Genomic DNA, 16,015 nt, shown 5'->3' with positions numbered 1-16,015 from the left:
TAAGGATTTCAACCCGTTCACTTCAACTCCGATGGAGGCGACCATGGCCATGGAACGATGGGAATGCCCGTGCGGTTACGTGTACGACCCGGCTGAAGGCGACCCCGACAACAACATTCCGGCGGGGACCGCTTTCGAAGACCTGCCCGAAGATTGGGTCTGCCCCAAGTGCGGTGCGGAAAAGGAATACTTCGAGAAGATGGGCTGAGGGCTGACGGTTTTCGGGTTCGTGGGGAGCGGGAAGCGATTCCGCTCCCTTTTTTTCTGTTGAATGGATTTTCGAGGAGAACGCGATGGACGAGGTCTTGAAGTACACGGCGAAGAACTGCTGGGAGCGCTACGGTTCGGACGGCGACAGGGCGCGGATGGATGCGCTGGCCGATGAGTTTCTCGAATTCCTGACGCGGTGCAAGACCGAGCGGGAGACCGTCGCCTGGGTTCTCGAGCAGGGCGCGGTCGCGGGATTTTCCGCAGGGCTGTCAAACGGCCTGGCCATGATTCCCTTCCGTTCCAAGGCCGTGCTGCTGGCCCGGCGGGGGCGCGCACCCATGGCGCAGGGCCTGCGGCTCATCACCGCCCACGCCGACACGCCGCACCTGGACCTCAAGCAGCACCCGCTGCACGAGGAGTGTCAGGTGGCCCTCATGAAGACGCACTATTACGGCGGCATCAAGAAATACCAGTGGCTGGCCAGGCCCCTCGCCCTGCACGGCACCGTGGTGGCCCTGGACGGCCGCGTCATCCCGGTCTGCATCGGTGAGGATGATTCCGATCCCGTGTTCACGGTCCTGGACCTGCTGCCGCATCTGGCGCGCAAGCAGCGTGAGGAGACCGTGGAGAAAGCCTTCGTCGGCGAGAAGCTGAACCTGGCCTTCGGCCACGAACCGGCCACGACCGGTGAGGAGGCCAAGGTCAGGCGAAAGGTCCTTGAACTCCTTCACGCGCGCTACGCCATCGGCGAGGAGGACCTCTTCAGCGCCGAGTTGCAGGTCGTGCCCTCGGGCCGGGCGCGCTACGTCGGCCTGGACCGATCTCTTCTGGGCGGCTACGGTCAGGACGACCGCCTGTGCGTATTCACGGCGGTCAAGGCCTTTCTGGACGCCTCGGCCGGGGAGCACACCCAGGTTCTGCTCCTCTTCGACAAGGAGGAGATCGGCTCCGACGGCGCGACCGGCGCCAAGTCGCGCTTCATGGAGCACGCCCTGGAGGACATCCTCGACGCCTGGGAGCCGCAGACCCGCCTGCGCCACGTCCTGGGACGGACCAAGGCCGTGTCGGCCGACGTGCACTGCCCCCTGGACCCGGACTACCAGGACGTGCACGACAAATTCAACGCCTCCCTCCTGGGCCATGGCCCGGTCTTTTCCAAGTTCACGGGCCACGGCGGCAAGTACGGGGCCAGCGAGGCCGACTGCGAGTACGTGGCCTGGTTCCGCGCCCTGCTCGCGGCCGAGGACATCCCCTGGCAGATGGCCGAGATGGGCAAGGTCGACGAGGGCGGCGGGGGCACCGTGGCCAAGGATCTGGCCGTCTACGGCATGGAGATCATCGATTTCGGCCCCGGCGTGCTGTCCATGCACAGCCCCTTCGAGATCAGTTCCAAGGCGGACCTGTACGCGACGGTTCTGGCCTACTCAGCATTCTACCGCAGCTAGGAGGACGGCATGCCTGTCATCATGGGAACGGCCGGGCACATCGACCACGGCAAGACGAGCCTCATCAAGGCCCTGACCGGCATCAACTGCGACCGGCTGGCCGAGGAGCAGAAGCGCGGCATCACCATCGAACTGGGCTTCGCATACCTGGACCTGACCCCGGACATCCGCCTGGGCGTCATCGATGTGCCGGGCCATGAGCGGTTCGTGAAGAACATGGTGGCCGGCGCGGCGGGCATCGACTTCGTGCTGCTGGTCATCGCCGCCGACGAGGGCATCATGCCCCAGACCCGCGAGCATCTGGAAATCTGCTCGTTGCTCGGCATCCGGGCCGGGCTCGTGGCCCTGACCAAGACGGACATGGTCGAGGAGGAGTGGCTCGAACTGGTGCGCGAGGAAGTCGGCGCCTACCTGCAGGGCACGTTCCTGGAGGGCGCGCCCATCATGCCCGTCTCGGCCCACAGCGGCGCGGGCCTGCCCGAGCTGCGCGCCGCCATCCTGGAGCTGGCCACGACGTTCTCTCCGGACCGCCGCTCGGACCTCTTCCGCCTGCCCGTGGACCGCGTCTTCACCATGAAGGGCCACGGCACGGTCATCACGGGCACGTCCATTTCCGGTGTCCTGCGCCTGGGCGAGGAGATCGAGATCGTGCCCTCGGGCCACCGCTCCAAGGTGCGCGGCCTGCAGGTCCACGGCGTGACCACGGACACGGCCCGGGCCGGCGAGCGCACGGCTGTGAATCTCTACGGCCTGGAGGTGGCGGACCTTGAGCGCGGCGAGGTCTTGGCCCATCCCCAGACCCTCTTCCCGTCTCTGGTCTGGGACGTGGAGATGACCTGCCTGTCGTCGTCGCCCAATCCCCTCAAGCACCGCACCGAGGTCCATTTCCATCACGGCTCGCGCGAGGTACTGGCGCGCCTCTTCTTCCTCGACCGCGACAAGCTGGAGCCCGGCGAGACGGCCGTCTGCCAGGTGCGATTCCCCACGCCCCTGCCCGGCGTGTTCGGGGACCGCTGCATCGTGCGCTCCTTCTCACCTTTGCAGACAGTTGCCGGCGGGCGCATCGTCAACCCCCTGGGCCGTAAGGTCAAACGCCACTCCCGCGAGCTTGAGACCTTGAACTCCCTGGGCGCCATGGGCGGCGAGGAACTCCTCCTGGCCCAGCTGCGCCTGGCCGGCCGCACGGGCCTGACCGTGGCGGAACTGCGCATCATGACGGACATGGAGTCCAAGCTCCTGGACAAGACCCTGCAGCTCTTGGGCGGCCGGCAGCTCGCCTTTCAGTTCGATCGCGAGGACAAGCGCTATGTCGGCGCCGACGTCCTCGAAACCCTGGGCGCGGAGTGTCTGGCCTACCTCGGCGAGTACCACAGGCGCGAGCCCATGCGGCAGGGCCTGTCCCGGGCCGAGCTCCTCTCGGGCTTTGGCCGGGGCATGCACCCCAAGCTGGTCCACTTCCTGGTGGAGCGGCTGGTCAAGTCCGGCCAGGTGGTCCTGGAAGGCGACACATTGCGCCTGCCGGGCCACGTGGTCTCCCTGGCCTCGGACCAGTCGGGCCTGCGGGCGCTTATGGAGTTGGCCTATGTCCAGGCAGGCCTCATGCCGCCGACCACCAAGGCGTTTCTGGAGGAGAACGGGCTGGCCGCCAAGGACGTGGCCCAGATGTACCGTCTGCTGATGGAAGAGGGCGTGCTCATCAAGGTCAGCGAGGAATTCTACTACGCCAAGACGGCCATGGACGACATCATCGCCCGCGTGCGGGGCTTCTTCGGATCCAACCAGGAGATGGGCCCGCAGGATTTCCGGGACCTGACGGAGCTGACCCGCAAGTTCGCCATCCCGGTTCTGGAGTACCTGGACAAGGAGAAGCTCACCATGCGCATCGGGGACAAGAGGCAGTTGCGCAAAAGGTGATGGTTTAGGTCCGATTTGTTTGTGCGATGTGAAGAGTCCCCGCTTTGGCGGGGATTTTTCATTTTGGTGGGAGGGAGTCGCGATCCGTCGCGGGCCGGGCAAGGCCTGCCGGAACTTCCTCGCGGGCCTCGTAATGCCTCCCGGTCTTGAGCTTCGGGCAGAGGGGGATCGTTGAGCGGTTGACGGTCGGGAAGCAAACGATGCCTGGCTCGGTCGGACAGCCGACAGCCCTTGCCCGGCCCGCGACGAACCGCTTGAGACGGGGCGGAAGTGCGTGGAGAAAGAAAGAGGTGCATGGAGTGCAGGGGGTGCACCCCCTGCACTCCAATCTCCTTCGTCCCATCGTCCAGCGCAGGAAAGCAGTCCGTGCTTTTAGTCGTACTCTTCCCGGAGCCATCCCAGACAGAGGTTGTGGATGGTGTTGATGGTGGCCTGGATGGAACTCTGGTCGAAGAATCCCGAATGGTTCGCGTTTGTGGGACAACCGGTGGCGATCATGGAGTGCCAAGCGTTTTGCCAGAACGGAAGGGTGTGCGTTGCGTTGCCCCAGGTGGTGCAATCCGGCTGGAGGCCTGTCGCTGAACTGAGCGGCACCGTGCCGTCGCCCAGGTTGCATGTGTCGGCCATGCCCGGTTCCGTGTCGCCGAAATCTGACACTCGTAGCAGGATGAGCCGCCGTCCTTCCCTGATTCCTCTGTCCAGTTCCGCAAAGGGCGTGTCCCAGGGCACCGTTTTTCCGTGGGATCCGTCGGCCTCGACCCAGCGGACCTCGCTGTATTCGCCCCGGCTGCGTTCCAGGATGCCCGGGATGTGCCGCAGGGCGAAATACCTGTCCCTCATGTCCCTGTCCCCGCGCATGTCGCCGGGGCGGCGCGCCACGGTCAGGGTCACGTCCCTGGCCAGCCAGCTCACTTCCGAACACGTGTCCTGGCCGCCGCTGCTGAAGAGCTGCATGGTGCGCGGATGGCTGTAGTCGCCGATCGTGGCGTGAAAACTCCGAACCGCCTCCAGCCTGTTCAGAAATATCCTGGCCCGAATTTCTGAGTCGGGATCCGCCTCTGTCGCCTCGCCATGGAAGACGCGGCCCAAGGCCCCTTCCTCCAGAGGGTCCGGCTGGAACCAGCCGCCGTGGATCATGCCCCAGAAGTCGCGATGGCTGCTTCTGGCGTAGATTTCCCGGTACGGGTCGCCCTTGGGGTAGGACTGAAGCCCGTCCGGCGAGCCTGGATCCTGGACGTGCAGCCATTCCCGCCTGCCGTCGTTGGTGCGGTAATGCTGGCTGGGCAGGAGTTCCAGGGCGCTCTCGGCGTGGGGGAAGATGGCGGTGATGGACGGGCCGTCGGACCCGAGAACCTTGGCGCCGAGCATGCCCAGGATGTTGAAGAAGCCGTCCACCTCCTGCCCGGCGATCATGCGCCGGTAAGCCACCGGGGCGCCGTGCACGGGCTGCGCGCCATGGACGACGCCGAGGACCTTTGCTGCGACGTCCCCGGCTTCATCGCCTCCCAAGGCCCAGCGCGCCACCAGACCGCCCATGGAGTGGGTCACGAGGATGACCTTTTCGGCCTTGATGGTGTGGATGAATTCGCGCAGCTTCTCCCCGGACACGCGGTTTGACTCCAGCCAGTTGTAGCCGAAGGCGTAGACGGGCAGGTCCAGCAGCACCTTGAGGGGCGTGGCCCAGTCCTGGATGGAGGTCAGCAGGTCCCCGTAAAAGCTCCAGGCCACGCTGCCCCAGCCGCGTTCTTCGGCTTTGGGGTAGTTGATGTGTTTCTCGGTGATCTCGTTCAAGAGGCTTGGTTTATTTTTGATGAGAAGGTTGTAGCGATCTTTTGGCTTTGCCCACATGTATGTACCCGACATGAACGAGAGGTCGTCCGGATTCCAAGCGGGAGCATTCTTGGGATTTTTCAGCTTTGAGCCCATGATGCCGGGCACGAAGATGACTGCGATGGTGTCACGCAGGACCTGGATGATGTTGTCCCTGCAGGCCTCGCATTCTGTGGAAATCGGTTCCTTAAGCATTTCCCGCGGGGTCTTCCTGTGTCGCAGTGGATCGTCGTAGGGTACTTTGGGTGTATTGTTGCGCATTATCTTCCTCCTCTCATCTTGGCGTGCCATGCTTGAATGGATATAAAATTATTTATTGACGCGTCCCAGAAGCGCAAAGCATCGTCCTGAGCTGCTGCGTCGCAGCTCATCTCCAGGTAGATCGTAGGTCTTTGCGGGTTTTTGGCTTCTGCTTCGATGGCCCACTTGGCAAAGAGTGTCGATTTTGGTGTGCCGCATTCATGCCCGGAAAGGATAACGACTTCCTCCAGACCGGGCATGCCCTCGAAGGTGCGGTGGCGTGAACGCAGGATTTTGAGATCGATCTTATTTCCATCAAGAATTTTTCGTATCGATTTGATCGATTTGGCCGGTTCATCAGGAGTCGAGATCGTGTACGTCCTTAGATTCAGCGATATTTTCGGCCCAGTATCCGTCTCTTCGCGCCGTGCGTAGGCATCTGCGCTCTCGTCCCATGTCTTCATCCCCCGCATCCACCCCCTCCCCGTCCAGAACATGTCCGCCGGGAGATCTGACCTGTCCGTGCGGTAGTGCCTGAAAAAGTCCAGGGTCGTCCCTTTCAGGTCGCCCAAGCATTCCTTGCCTATCTCATAGGCAGTTTCCTCCTTGATGCGCAGGATCCAGTCCGGCAAGGCCACGAACGTGTCGATCCAGTGCGCGCCGTTTTGGGCCGAGTAGCAGAGCAGGACGGCCGGGTGGCCGAAGTGTTCGCTGACGTCCTCCTGGACGAACCCGCCTCGGACGACGGGCGTGTTCTTGTACACGTCGTAGTGCTTCCTGGCCTCGTCGCGGACCGGTTCCCAGAGGGCCCGAAACTGCTTTGCGCGGTCCCCGGAGTTCCAGTCCGTTTCTTCGATGGACATATCGTTGATGTTTATGATCCTGCCCTGGAACTCCAGCCCCTGAGGCACGGGGAAGAGGAAGCGTCCCACGGGGTAGAGGGGCACAGGCAGGGGGGGCTGGCTTGTTGTGGTGTGCTGCATGGTTTTGCAACCTCCGGCGAGAAGAAGTGTCAGGATGGCAAGGAAGCACAGTGCGCAACGCTGCGCACGGGATATGGGGCTTCCGCTGACGGCGGAGCCGCTGCGGGGGGCTGTTCGGCCCCGGGTCATGGCCGGCCGCCTTTTCCGCGCGGCAGTATGGGGATGTAATCGAGGTCGTCTGTCTGGTGCACCGTCGTGGTCTGGGCGTAGGTGTAGTCACGCCAGGGATGGCCTTCGGTCGTGGCCTGCGGGTCGTCCTCGGGGCCCAGCCAGACCACGGTCTGGAACAGGCCCAGTTCCTGCCGTTCGCCCTCTGCCGCGACACTGAAGGCATGTATTACCCCTCCTGGCAGGGGCACGGGCGGCTCGCTGCCCTGTGTCTCCAGGGCAAAGCCGACGCGTTTCAACTTGGGGCAGACAGAACACATTCCTGGGTCAGACATGGGAACCTCCCTGGTTGCAGAAGCGGCGCATGACGGCCACGGCCGCGTCCTCGTCGAGCGGTGTGCGGGCAAGGGGGGAAAGGACCGGCATGGCCTGCGCGTCGGGGAAACACTCGCCGTGACGCAGGCAGCAGCGGACAAAGAGTTCCAGGGCCTCCAACCCCCAAAGCCCCAGGGCCAGACCACGGTTCACGTGGCGGGCGACAAAGGCCGAGAGCGCCTCGTTTGGTGGCAGGGCGAGGCCATGCTCCATTTTTTCATTGAACAGGGACTCGACGATGTTCCTGGCGACGATCCCGGGGCGCTTGCCGTGGAAAAGCCGGTCGTGGCGGTCCGTGAAGGCGTACCAGGGGCTGGGCAGGACCGTTCCCGGACGATGCGCTTCTTCCATGTACGCGTCCCCGTCCCTGTCGATGCAGATCCACCCGTCCCCTTCGTCCTGGGTCAGGATGCGGCGGATGGGCCCCAGCAGCATGGGGATGTCCTCGGGTATGCCTTGGCAGATGCGTGTAAGTATGCGTCCATCCCAAAAGCGAAAGATGACCCGTTTCTCACCCCTCTTGATGAAGACCAGGCTGCGCAGATGGGCGAGTATTTCGGAGAAGGGGGCGTCCGAAGTGAAATAGAACCCCCATCCTGATGCCTTGGATTCGTTGATCCAACGCTCCATGGGGGAATTCAGGGAAAGGGCCGCAAGCCAGGGTGAAACCTCGCTTGATTCCGCCAGCGTGGTTTTCAGGAATAGGATGGTTTTTTCCGTGTCGGGCTCATTGTCGTACAGCTGGGCCAGGGCCTCCTGGTGACACAGGGGGTCCAGAATCAGCCAGAACGCGCACCCTTTGTCGCGGGTTTCCTGCAGAAGCGCACCCGGGTTTTCGACACGTCGGAGCGCGCCGCAGGCATTCATGACCTCCATCAATTTGACCTCCTGCGTAGCAGTGTCCTGCCCCCGTCTCTGAGGGCGTCAAACATTCTTGTAGCGGAGAAGGTAATGCGTGATGCTAGGGAGTGGTATTGGGCATTATCAGTATAATGAGCTGTCTTTTCCGGGAGTCGCGGGCCGGGCAAGGACTGCCGGAACTTCCTTGAGGGCCTCGTAATGCTTCCCGGCCTTGAGCTTCGGGCAGAGGGCGGCGCGTTGACCGTTTGACGGCCGGGGAGCAAATGGTGCTTGGCTCGGTCGGACAGCCGACGGCTCTTGCCCGGTCCGCGACGGACCGCTTGAGGCGGGGCGGAAGGGTGTGAGAAGCGAAAGACATGAATGGGGTGCAGCGGGCGCGTCCCCTACCCGCCGGAGGCGTTCTTATCTCGGCGTCATGGTCTTCTTTGTCTTGGCCGTGGGCATGGCGTTGGCGGGGTCTTCGGGCCAGGGGTGTTTGGGGTATCGGCCGCGCATTTCGGCGCGCACGAGGGGGTAGCCGTTCTTCCAGAAGGAGGGCAGGTCGCGGGTGACCTGCAGGGGGCGGCCGGCGGGGGAGAGCAGGTGCAGGACGAGGGGGTGGCGGCCGCCGGCCAGGGTGGGGGTGTCGGCGCAGCCGAACATTTCCTGGAGCTTGACGGGCAGGACGGGGCCGGATTCCGGTGAGTAGTCGACGCGGCGCCGGGCACCCGAGGGAACGTCGAGGTATTCCGGGGCCAGGCGGTCCAGGAGTTTGAGTTTTTCCCATCCGATGAGGTTTTTCAGGGCCTCCAGGAGCGGGACCCGGGCGAGGTCCGCCGTGGAGCGCATGCCGGGAGCGAAGGGTCCGAGCCAGTCAGTCAGGGAGGACTGGAGGGCTGCGTCGGACAGGTCGGGCCAGGTTGTCTCGTCGAGGCTGCGCAGAAAGCGCACGCGGTCGCGCAGGGCGCGGCTCTGGTCATCCCAGGGCAGGCGCGAGACGTCTTTGAGCCCGGCCAGGAGGGTCCTGGTCACGGCATCCTGGTCGGCGGCCAGGGGTTCATCCCGCAGGCAGAGCGCGTCGAGCATCAGTTTTCGGCGGCTGACCACGCGGTCGAGGAGCGGGTCGAAGCGCACCTCGTCCTCGAAGAGCATGAGATTCCCGAAATGTTTGTGCAGTTCCTGCCAGGAGAGCGGGGCCGCCTGCCAGATCCGGGCGTTGTCGGCGCTGCCGTCCAGTTGCGCCACGGCCAGGAATTCGTGGCCCGACAGGGTGCTGGGTCCCGGCCAGACGGCCTTGCGGCCGCTGGTCAGGCGGTAGGACCCGTCCTCCTGGCGGCGCGCGATGCGGTCGGGGTAGGCCAGGGAAGTTAGCAGTCCGACGGATTCGGGGTCGACGGGCCCGGGTTTGACGGAGGCGAGCCGGGCGATCTGCTCCATGGAGGCCCGCAGCGTGTCGGAGAGCCCCCGCGGCCGCACGGCTTCGCGCAGGTCCGGGGAGGAGCGCATGATGCGGCCCGGTTCGCCCAGGATGGCGGCCAGGTGGGCCACGGTGGGGCCGTGGCCGATGCGTTTGGCTGCGAGGACCATGTGCGCCAGGCGCGGGTGCAGGGGCAGGGCGGCCATGTCGCGGCCGTGGGCCGTGATGCGTCCTGTGTCGTCGAGGGCGCCGAGTTCCCGCAGGAGGCGTCTGGCACTCTGGAAATTTCCGGTCGGTGGCGGGGTCAGCCACGCGAGGTCCGCGGGGGAGGCTGCACCCCACAGGGCCAGGTCCAGGGCCAGGGGGGTGAGGTCGGCCTCCAGCATTTCCGGGGCGGGGAAGGGTTTGCGGCTGACCTCGTCGGCCGGGTCCCAGAGGCGCAGGCACACGCCCGGCCCCGTGCGGCCGGCGCGGCCCTGCCGTTGGGTCACGGTGGCCAGGGAGGCGGGCTCCGTGACCAGGACCGTCATGCCGCTTCTGGGATCGAAGCGGGGCAGGCGGGCCAGGCCGCTGTCGATGACGACGCGCACGCCCTCGATGGTCAGGGAGGTTTCGGCGATGGCCGTGGCCAGCACGACCTTGCGCGTCCCGGCCGGGGGCGGGGAGATGGCCCTGTCCTGCTCGGCCGCGGTCAGGGCGCCCAGGAGCGGGTGGACCTCCACGCCGGGGGATGGCGCGCCGATGAGTTCCTCCGTGCGGCGGATTTCGCGCGCACCGGGCAAGAAGGCCAGGATGCTTCCCGTTTCCGTGGCCAGGGCCAGGGATACGGCGCGTGCCATGCGTTCCTCGACGAAGCGTTCGGGCAGGCGCAGGTAGCGGGTCTCCACCGCGTGGACCTGTCCCGGGCAGGACAGGATGCAGCACGGGGCCAGGAGCGCGGCCACGGCCTCCACGTCGAGGGTGGCGGACATGACGGCCAGGCGCAGGTCGGGCCGCAGGGCGGCGCGGACTTCCAGGCACAGGGCCAGACCCAGGTCGGCCTGGAGGCTTCTTTCATGAAATTCGTCGAAGATGACGCAGGCGTAGCCCGTGAGTTCCGGGTCGTGCTGCAGCATGCGCGTCAGGATGCCCTCGGTCACGACCTCGACACGGGTTGAGGACGAGACCCGGATGTCCAGGCGCGTGCGGTAGCCGACGCGCTCCCCGGCCTTCTCCCCCAGTAGGCCCGCCATGTGCCTGGCCGCGGCGCGCGCGGCCAGGCGCCTGGGTTCGAGCATGAGGATCTTGCGCCCGGCGGCCCAGGGGGCGTCCATGAGGGCCAGGGGGATGCGAGTGGTCTTGCCGCTGCCCGGTGGGGCGTGGACCACGCAGGCCGTGTCCGTGCGCAGGGCATGAGACAGCTCGGGCAGGACTACGTCAATGGGCAGCGGGGGTAGCGGCGGGAGCGTGGACGCCATGGTCTAGAACAGGGCGCGGCAGACCAGCAGGACGAGCAGGGCGTACAGGCCGGCCAGCCCGTCGTCGATCATGATGCCCCAGCCACCGGGCAGCCAGCGCTCCGAGGCCCGCACGGGCCAGGGCTTGGCGATGTCGAAGAGGCGGAAGAGCAGAAAGGCCGGGACGATCCACAGCGGCTCGGCCGCGCCCAGGGGGAGCAGGGCGATCCACTGCCCCCACAGTTCGTCAACCACCACGCAGGACGGGTCCTTGCAGCACAGACACTTTTCGGTCCGTCCGGCGCACCAGGCTCCGACGGGAAAGAGGACGGCCAGGACCGCGAGGCGCGCCCAGAGGGGCAGGGGCAGGAACAGAACGGGGGCCGCGGCGGCGGCCGCCAGGGAGCCCCACGTGCCCGGGGCCTTGGGCATGCGCCCGGCCGGGCCGAGGGTGGCCAGATGGGTCGCCAGTCGGGAGGAGAGTGGTTCGGGTTTGGTTTCAGGCATCGGCCACTCCGATGGCTCCGATTTCCAGGAGGATGTTCAGGATCGAACGCAGGGGCAAACCGACTACATTGGTGTAGGAACCCTGCACCTCGTCCACCAGGAAGGCGCCGATGCCCTGGATGCCGTAGGCGCCGGCCTTGTCCATGGGTTCGCCCGTGGCCACGTAGGCCGCGAGCATTTCCGGGGAGTTGGCGGCCATGTGCACCCTGGTCGTCACGGTGTGGCAGACGGCCAGGGCGTCGCGTTCGCACAGCACGCAGAAACCCGTGATGACCTCGTGCCAGCCGCCGGACAGGGACGAAAGCATGTCGACGGCCTCGCGGCAGTCCTGCGGCTTGCCGAGGATGTCGGTTCCCCGGACCACGATGGTGTCGGCCGAGAGCACAACCTTGTCGGGGTGGCGGGCGGCGATGTCGGCGCCCTTGATGCGGGCCATGCGGGCCGCGTAGTCGGACGGGGCTTCGACGGGTTCGGGCGCGGGCTCCTTCACGGCGCTGGGGACGACCTCGAAATGCAGCCCCTGCCCGGCCAGCAGGGCCTGTCTGCGGGGCGAGGCCGAGGCCAGGACCAGGGGCCTGCGGGCGCGGAACGGGCCCTGGCTCACTTGTCCTCCAGGGGGGCGGTCAGGGCGTCGCGCAGGCTCTCGTCCAGGGTCGGGTGGGCGAAGATGTGCTCGTGGGCCGTGGCGCGGGTCCAGCCGTCGCGGACCATGATCTCGGCCAGGGTGACCAGGTGCGAGGCTCCGTACCCCACGGCGCTCAGGCCCCGCAGCACGCCGTCGGACCATACGGCCTTGACTAGGCCCTGGGCCTGGCCGTGGGCCTGGGAGATGGGGTTGGCTCCGAGGTTGGCGCGGGAGACCTGGACGGGCGTGCCGGCGGCCATCAGTTCGGCGGCGGTGGCGCCGGCGCGCATGACCTCGATGGAACCGTAGATGCAGCCCGGCATGGGCCCCGGTTCGTAGGGCGCGGTCGACTCGCCAAGGGCGTGACGCACGGCGTAGTGCCCCTGGTGTTCGGCGGCATGGGCCAGGAGGGTGCGGCCGTTGACGTCGCCAATGGCGTAGATATTCGGCGCGGCCAGCAGGCAATCATCGGTGGCGATCCAGCCCCCTCCGCGCGTGTCGATTCCGGCGGTCCCGAGTCCGAGCCCGGCCGTGTTGGGTTTGCGGCCCACTGCCACGAGGGCCTTGGCGCTGCGGATCTCCGTGCCGTCCTCCAGACGGGTCAGCACCGCATCCCCTTCGTTTACGATGCCTGCCACGCGCTTGCCCGTGACGATGTTCCACTTCTTGCGTTTGAGTATGCCGTGCAGGGTCTGGGCGATCTCCTCGTCCTCGGCCGGGGCGATGCGCGGCGCGGCTTCGACGAGGTCGATGCGCGTTCCCAGGCGGTTCCAGAAGTCGGCCATTTCCAGGCCGATGGCCCCGGCGCCGATGACGGCCAGGCTTTCGGGCGCCTCTTCCAGATCAAGCAGGTCCGTGGAGTCGAGGATGCGCTCGTGGTCCGGCTCAAGGCCGGGGAACCAGTTGGATGAGGAGCCGGTGGCGATGACGAGCGCAGAGAAGGACAGCTCGCGCACCGATTCGTCGGCGACACGCAGGGTCGTGGCCCCGGTCAGCTCGGCCGCGCCCCGGATCAGGGCCACTCCGTCCTTTTCGAGGCGGGAGGACATGGCCTTGTGCGTGGCCGAGACGAAGGCGCCCTTGCGTTTTTTCAGCGCGGGCATATCAACTGCGATGGACCCGCTGCACAGGCGCAGCCTGGATTGGGCGTGCAGCCCCTCAAGGGGCGCAGTGGCGCCGAGGTAGAGTTTGGTGGGGATGCAGCCCCAGTTCAGGCAGGTCCCGCCGAGGTGTTCTTTTTCTATGAGGGCGACCGTTTTTCCTCTTTGACTGGCGAGAAGAGCTGCGGCATAACCGCCCGGTCCCGCCCCGATGACAATGATGTCAAAATGGCTCATGGAAATACCCGCTAAGGCTATTGTTGGGATTCGTGAACGAAGCTCTCATGCCTAATCCGAAGCAGGGCGGAACTCAACCCTCAGGACTGTCCGGCGGCTTGGCGCCGGAAACCAGCTGGGCGCCTCGCCGTCGGATGCGGCGGTGACGGCGCGGTCCAGCCGCAACAGGAACCGGAACACTCGGATTTCAGACGCGAAGTTGCCGCCCGCCGACGGCCGGCGCAACACGGAGATACAATGCAGGACAATCAGAAGACCAAGAGCGGCGGTAGAAGAAAGGGAGTCGCCTCGCTCTTCGACGACTACGAGATCAAGGACCTCTTCAGGAGGTACGTCCAGCTGTTGATCGTGGTCGAGGTGCTCATCTTCCTCGTCTGCTGGGTCTACCAGCTGGGCATCGACGAGGTGGCGGTCACGGGCAAGCCCGTCGACGTACCCTTTCCCTGGAAAGCCTATTTCTTGGTGTCCTTCGCCGCACCGGTGGCCCTGACCTTCCTCACCGGGATCGTGGTCGTGGCCTTCAATTCCTTTCTCTACGGCCAGCGCGGTCAGGCGGTCTTCAAGGAGGACGGGCTCGAAGGGTTCGCCGGGAAGCTGGCCAGAACCGCAAACTTCTGTTTCCAGTTGCCTTTTCTGCTGACCCTTCTGCTCCTGGGGGCCCTGATCGGCGTGGTGTACAACATGGGCGCCATCATGGACTTTCTGGCCAGATTCGGCGAGGCCGCATCCCGGTTCCTGCTCATCGGCCTTGGCTGCGTGCTGGCCGCGGGCACCATCTTCGGGGTGGTGCGCATGGTGCTCAACTACAAGCTGCGCAAGAAGAACATGGAATACGACTACAAGCGCGAGGTCATGGACCGTCTGGGGATCGCCATCCTCGACGAACGGACAATGATCGACAGCAAGGGCGCGGTGGTTTCGCCGAAGCCCATCGATGTCACCGCCGATACGCCCAAGGGCCTGCCTTCAGCGCCTCCCGTCGATATCCTGGAGGACAAGTCCGACTCCCTCTGACCGGTCTGCCGCAGCCTGCGGCCGGACCAAACCCGCTTTTTTTCTTTCGGCCCTTCCGCCCTCCGAATAACCCGGCTTGACCGGGTTGTTTTATTTCAACGCGTGTTCGTCGACGCTCAATTCGTCTGGAACGCACTGTCGTGTTCAACAATTCTGGTTTGTTGGCTGCTATCGCATGTAATATTGATATGCCCAGTCGGAATTCGTTCGTTCAGCGTTGTTGTGGCGTTATATTCGTACAAGGTGAATCCGAAAAGTTGTAGACTCAAAGAGTCTGAAATGAAAATGGTGTTTACAGACTCTGATTACCATGATAGCGGGATCACAAAAAAAAATGGGTAGTAAAGCAGTGCTGGAGGGGTAATTTCATAACAGGAAATGACGGGACCCGGGACGGATTTCTGCCGTGATCATCGGGCGACCGTGACAAGTTTTGGGCGTAACCAAGTTGGTAAGGAGGGTGTGTATGAGTGACTATTCTGCCTGGGATTGGGGCGTAGGCTCCAGAACCGTGGCCGACTTGACCGAATGTGACTGCGACGTTGAGTGGCGGGAGGAAAACCAGGCCAGCCCGGACGGCGAGCAGGTGGGTGCAGTCGTCAAGACCGGCGAGGGCGAATTCAGCGTCTGCGTCAACGGATCGTGCTGGGAACCCAGGTATGAGCGTATCTGGTATCTGCGGTACTCACCTGACGGGCGTCTGGCCGGTCTGGCCAACGACCAGGGCGACTGGACCATGTGCGTCGACGGCGAACAGTGGGAGGAAAGCTTCGGCTTCCTGTTCAACACCATGTTTTCCAAGGACGGATCGGTCATCGCCTGCTGCGTCGCCGACTCCATGACGTACGGCATGGTCGTGGACGGCGTGGCTTGGGAAAACCTCTACGCCAACGCCAACAATTTTCATCTGAGCGCCGACGGAAAGAAATCCGCCGCCGTGGTGCAGACCATCCCCCTGGGGCAGGCCGAAGTCTTCAAGTTCAAGGACGGCATCTTTTCCGTGGCCGTGGATGGGGAAGCCTGGGACGTCAATTTCGTCAACGCCTGGAGCCCGCGCTTCAGCGCCGACAATTCGTCCGTGGCCGCGCAGGTGCGTCTGAACCTGTTCGACTACACCATCGTCGTGGACGGCAAGCCCTGGAACGCCATCTTCAACCAGGTGTGGGAGCCCCTGTTCCATCCCAAGAGCAAATCGGTGGTGGCGCCGGTGCGCCTGTCCGGCAAATGGGGTATGGCCCAGGACGGCAAGGTCATCTGGCAGCCGTCGTTCTTCCAGACTTGGCAGCAGCAGTTCAGCCCGTCCGGCGACAAGCTGGCCGCCATCGTCTGCCCCGAATACGGCCGCTGGACCCTGGCCGTGGACGGCAAGCCCTGGAACACCACCTTTGGCGACATGGTCATGGACATGACCTTCAGCCCCGACGGAAAGCGCCTTGCCGCCTTGGGCAAGCAGGACGGCAAGTGGACGGTCTTCGCCGACGACAAGCCTTGGGGCGGCCAGTACGACATGTGCTTCGCCCCGGTATTCTCCCCCGACAGCAAGCATGTCGCAGCCCGGGTCGAGAAGAAGGGCAAGTTCACCATCGCGGTGGACGGCAAGGACTACGGCCAGGGCTTCGACCAGTGCTTCGATCCCACCTTCAGTCCGGATGGAAGCAAGGTCCTCATTCGCGCCATCGCGGACGGGAAGTACATGAGAATCGTCGAACCCGTCGCAAAAATCATCGGATAAGG

The 16,015-nt window shown here is 64.9% G+C and carries 13 protein-coding genes; 5 read left to right on the top strand and 8 right to left on the bottom strand.

All coding sequences use genetic code 11. The annotated features are described in order from the left end of the window. Positions 1 to 49 precede the first annotated feature (49 nt). From G394_RS0114605 to selB, 3 genes are all read left to right on the top strand, one after another. Complete coding sequence (locus G394_RS0114605; protein WP_028578292.1) at positions 50 to 208, top strand: rubredoxin; 159 nt, start codon at positions 50 to 52, stop codon at positions 206 to 208. An 85-nt stretch (positions 209 to 293) separates the two neighbouring features. After that, the gene (locus tag G394_RS0114600) at positions 294 to 1,655 is read left to right on the top strand and encodes an aminopeptidase (protein ID WP_028578291.1); all 1,362 of its coding nucleotides are present in this window, start codon (positions 294 to 296) and stop codon (positions 1,653 to 1,655) included. A 9-nt stretch (positions 1,656 to 1,664) separates the two neighbouring features. Further along, positions 1,665 to 3,569: a selenocysteine-specific translation elongation factor gene (selB, locus tag G394_RS0114595; protein WP_028578290.1), complete on the top strand. Its 1,905-nt coding sequence runs from the start codon at positions 1,665 to 1,667 to the stop codon at positions 3,567 to 3,569. A 372-nt stretch (positions 3,570 to 3,941) separates the two neighbouring features. On the opposite strand, the gene G394_RS0114590 is transcribed toward selB, so the two are convergent. The 8 genes from G394_RS0114590 to G394_RS0114555 all read right to left on the bottom strand — a co-directional run bounded on the left by G394_RS0114590 (position 3,942) and on the right by G394_RS0114555 (position 13,267). After that, a complete protein-coding gene (locus G394_RS0114590) occupies positions 3,942 to 5,660 on the bottom strand; it encodes an alpha/beta hydrolase (RefSeq protein ID WP_169725576.1) in 1,719 nt (572 codons plus the stop codon). Then, positions 5,660 to 6,622 carry a T6SS immunity protein Tli4 family protein gene (locus tag G394_RS0114585; protein ID WP_028578288.1) on the bottom strand — a complete coding sequence of 321 codons (963 nt, stop codon included), beginning with the start codon at positions 6,620 to 6,622 and terminating at the stop codon, positions 5,660 to 5,662. Before G394_RS0114585 ends, G394_RS0114590 begins: the two co-directional genes overlap by 1 nt. 125 nt (positions 6,623 to 6,747) lie before the next feature. Then, positions 6,748 to 7,065: a hypothetical protein gene (locus G394_RS0114580; protein ID WP_156902631.1), complete on the bottom strand. Its 318-nt coding sequence runs from the start codon at positions 7,063 to 7,065 to the stop codon at positions 6,748 to 6,750. Next, entirely contained in the window at positions 7,058 to 7,981 is a 924-nt protein-coding gene (locus G394_RS20390) for a DUF4123 domain-containing protein (protein WP_028578286.1), read from the bottom strand. Before G394_RS20390 ends, G394_RS0114580 begins: the two co-directional genes overlap by 8 nt. 387 nt (positions 7,982 to 8,368) lie before the next feature. Continuing rightward, a complete protein-coding gene (gene hrpB / locus G394_RS0114570) occupies positions 8,369 to 10,819 on the bottom strand; it encodes an ATP-dependent helicase HrpB (RefSeq protein WP_028578285.1) in 2,451 nt (816 codons plus the stop codon). A 3-nt stretch (positions 10,820 to 10,822) separates the two neighbouring features. Beyond that, positions 10,823 to 11,305, bottom strand: a complete 483-nt coding sequence (locus G394_RS0114565) for a phosphatidylglycerophosphatase A family protein (protein ID WP_028578284.1) — start codon at positions 11,303 to 11,305, stop codon at positions 10,823 to 10,825. Then, complete coding sequence (locus G394_RS0114560) at positions 11,298 to 11,909, bottom strand: Maf family protein (RefSeq protein WP_028578283.1); 612 nt, start codon at positions 11,907 to 11,909, stop codon at positions 11,298 to 11,300. The genes G394_RS0114565 and G394_RS0114560 overlap by 8 nt, the downstream gene beginning before the upstream one ends. Next, positions 11,906 to 13,267: a dihydrolipoyl dehydrogenase family protein gene (locus tag G394_RS0114555; protein WP_028578282.1), complete on the bottom strand. Its 1,362-nt coding sequence runs from the start codon at positions 13,265 to 13,267 to the stop codon at positions 11,906 to 11,908. The genes G394_RS0114560 and G394_RS0114555 overlap by 4 nt, the downstream gene beginning before the upstream one ends. A gap of 237 nt (positions 13,268 to 13,504) precedes the next feature. Here G394_RS0114555 and G394_RS0114550 point away from each other — a divergent pair, with 237 nt between their 5' ends. Continuing rightward, positions 13,505 to 14,281 (top strand): hypothetical protein, encoded by a 777-nt coding sequence (locus G394_RS0114550; RefSeq protein WP_028578281.1) that lies wholly within the window; start codon positions 13,505 to 13,507, stop codon positions 14,279 to 14,281. 466 nt (positions 14,282 to 14,747) lie between these two features. Next, on the top strand, positions 14,748 to 16,013 hold the full coding sequence (gene tmcD, locus G394_RS0114545) for an electron transfer complex subunit TmcD (RefSeq protein ID WP_028578280.1): 1,266 nt from the start codon (positions 14,748 to 14,750) through the stop codon (positions 16,011 to 16,013). Positions 16,014 to 16,015 lie beyond the last annotated feature (2 nt).

The sequence above is a fragment of the Desulfomicrobium escambiense DSM 10707 genome (assembly GCF_000428825.1).
Classification (GTDB): domain Bacteria; phylum Desulfobacterota; class Desulfovibrionia; order Desulfovibrionales; family Desulfomicrobiaceae; genus Desulfomicrobium; species Desulfomicrobium escambiense.
The sequence above is the reverse complement of the archived record's forward strand: the minus strand, read 5'-3'. Positions and strand labels throughout refer to the sequence as shown.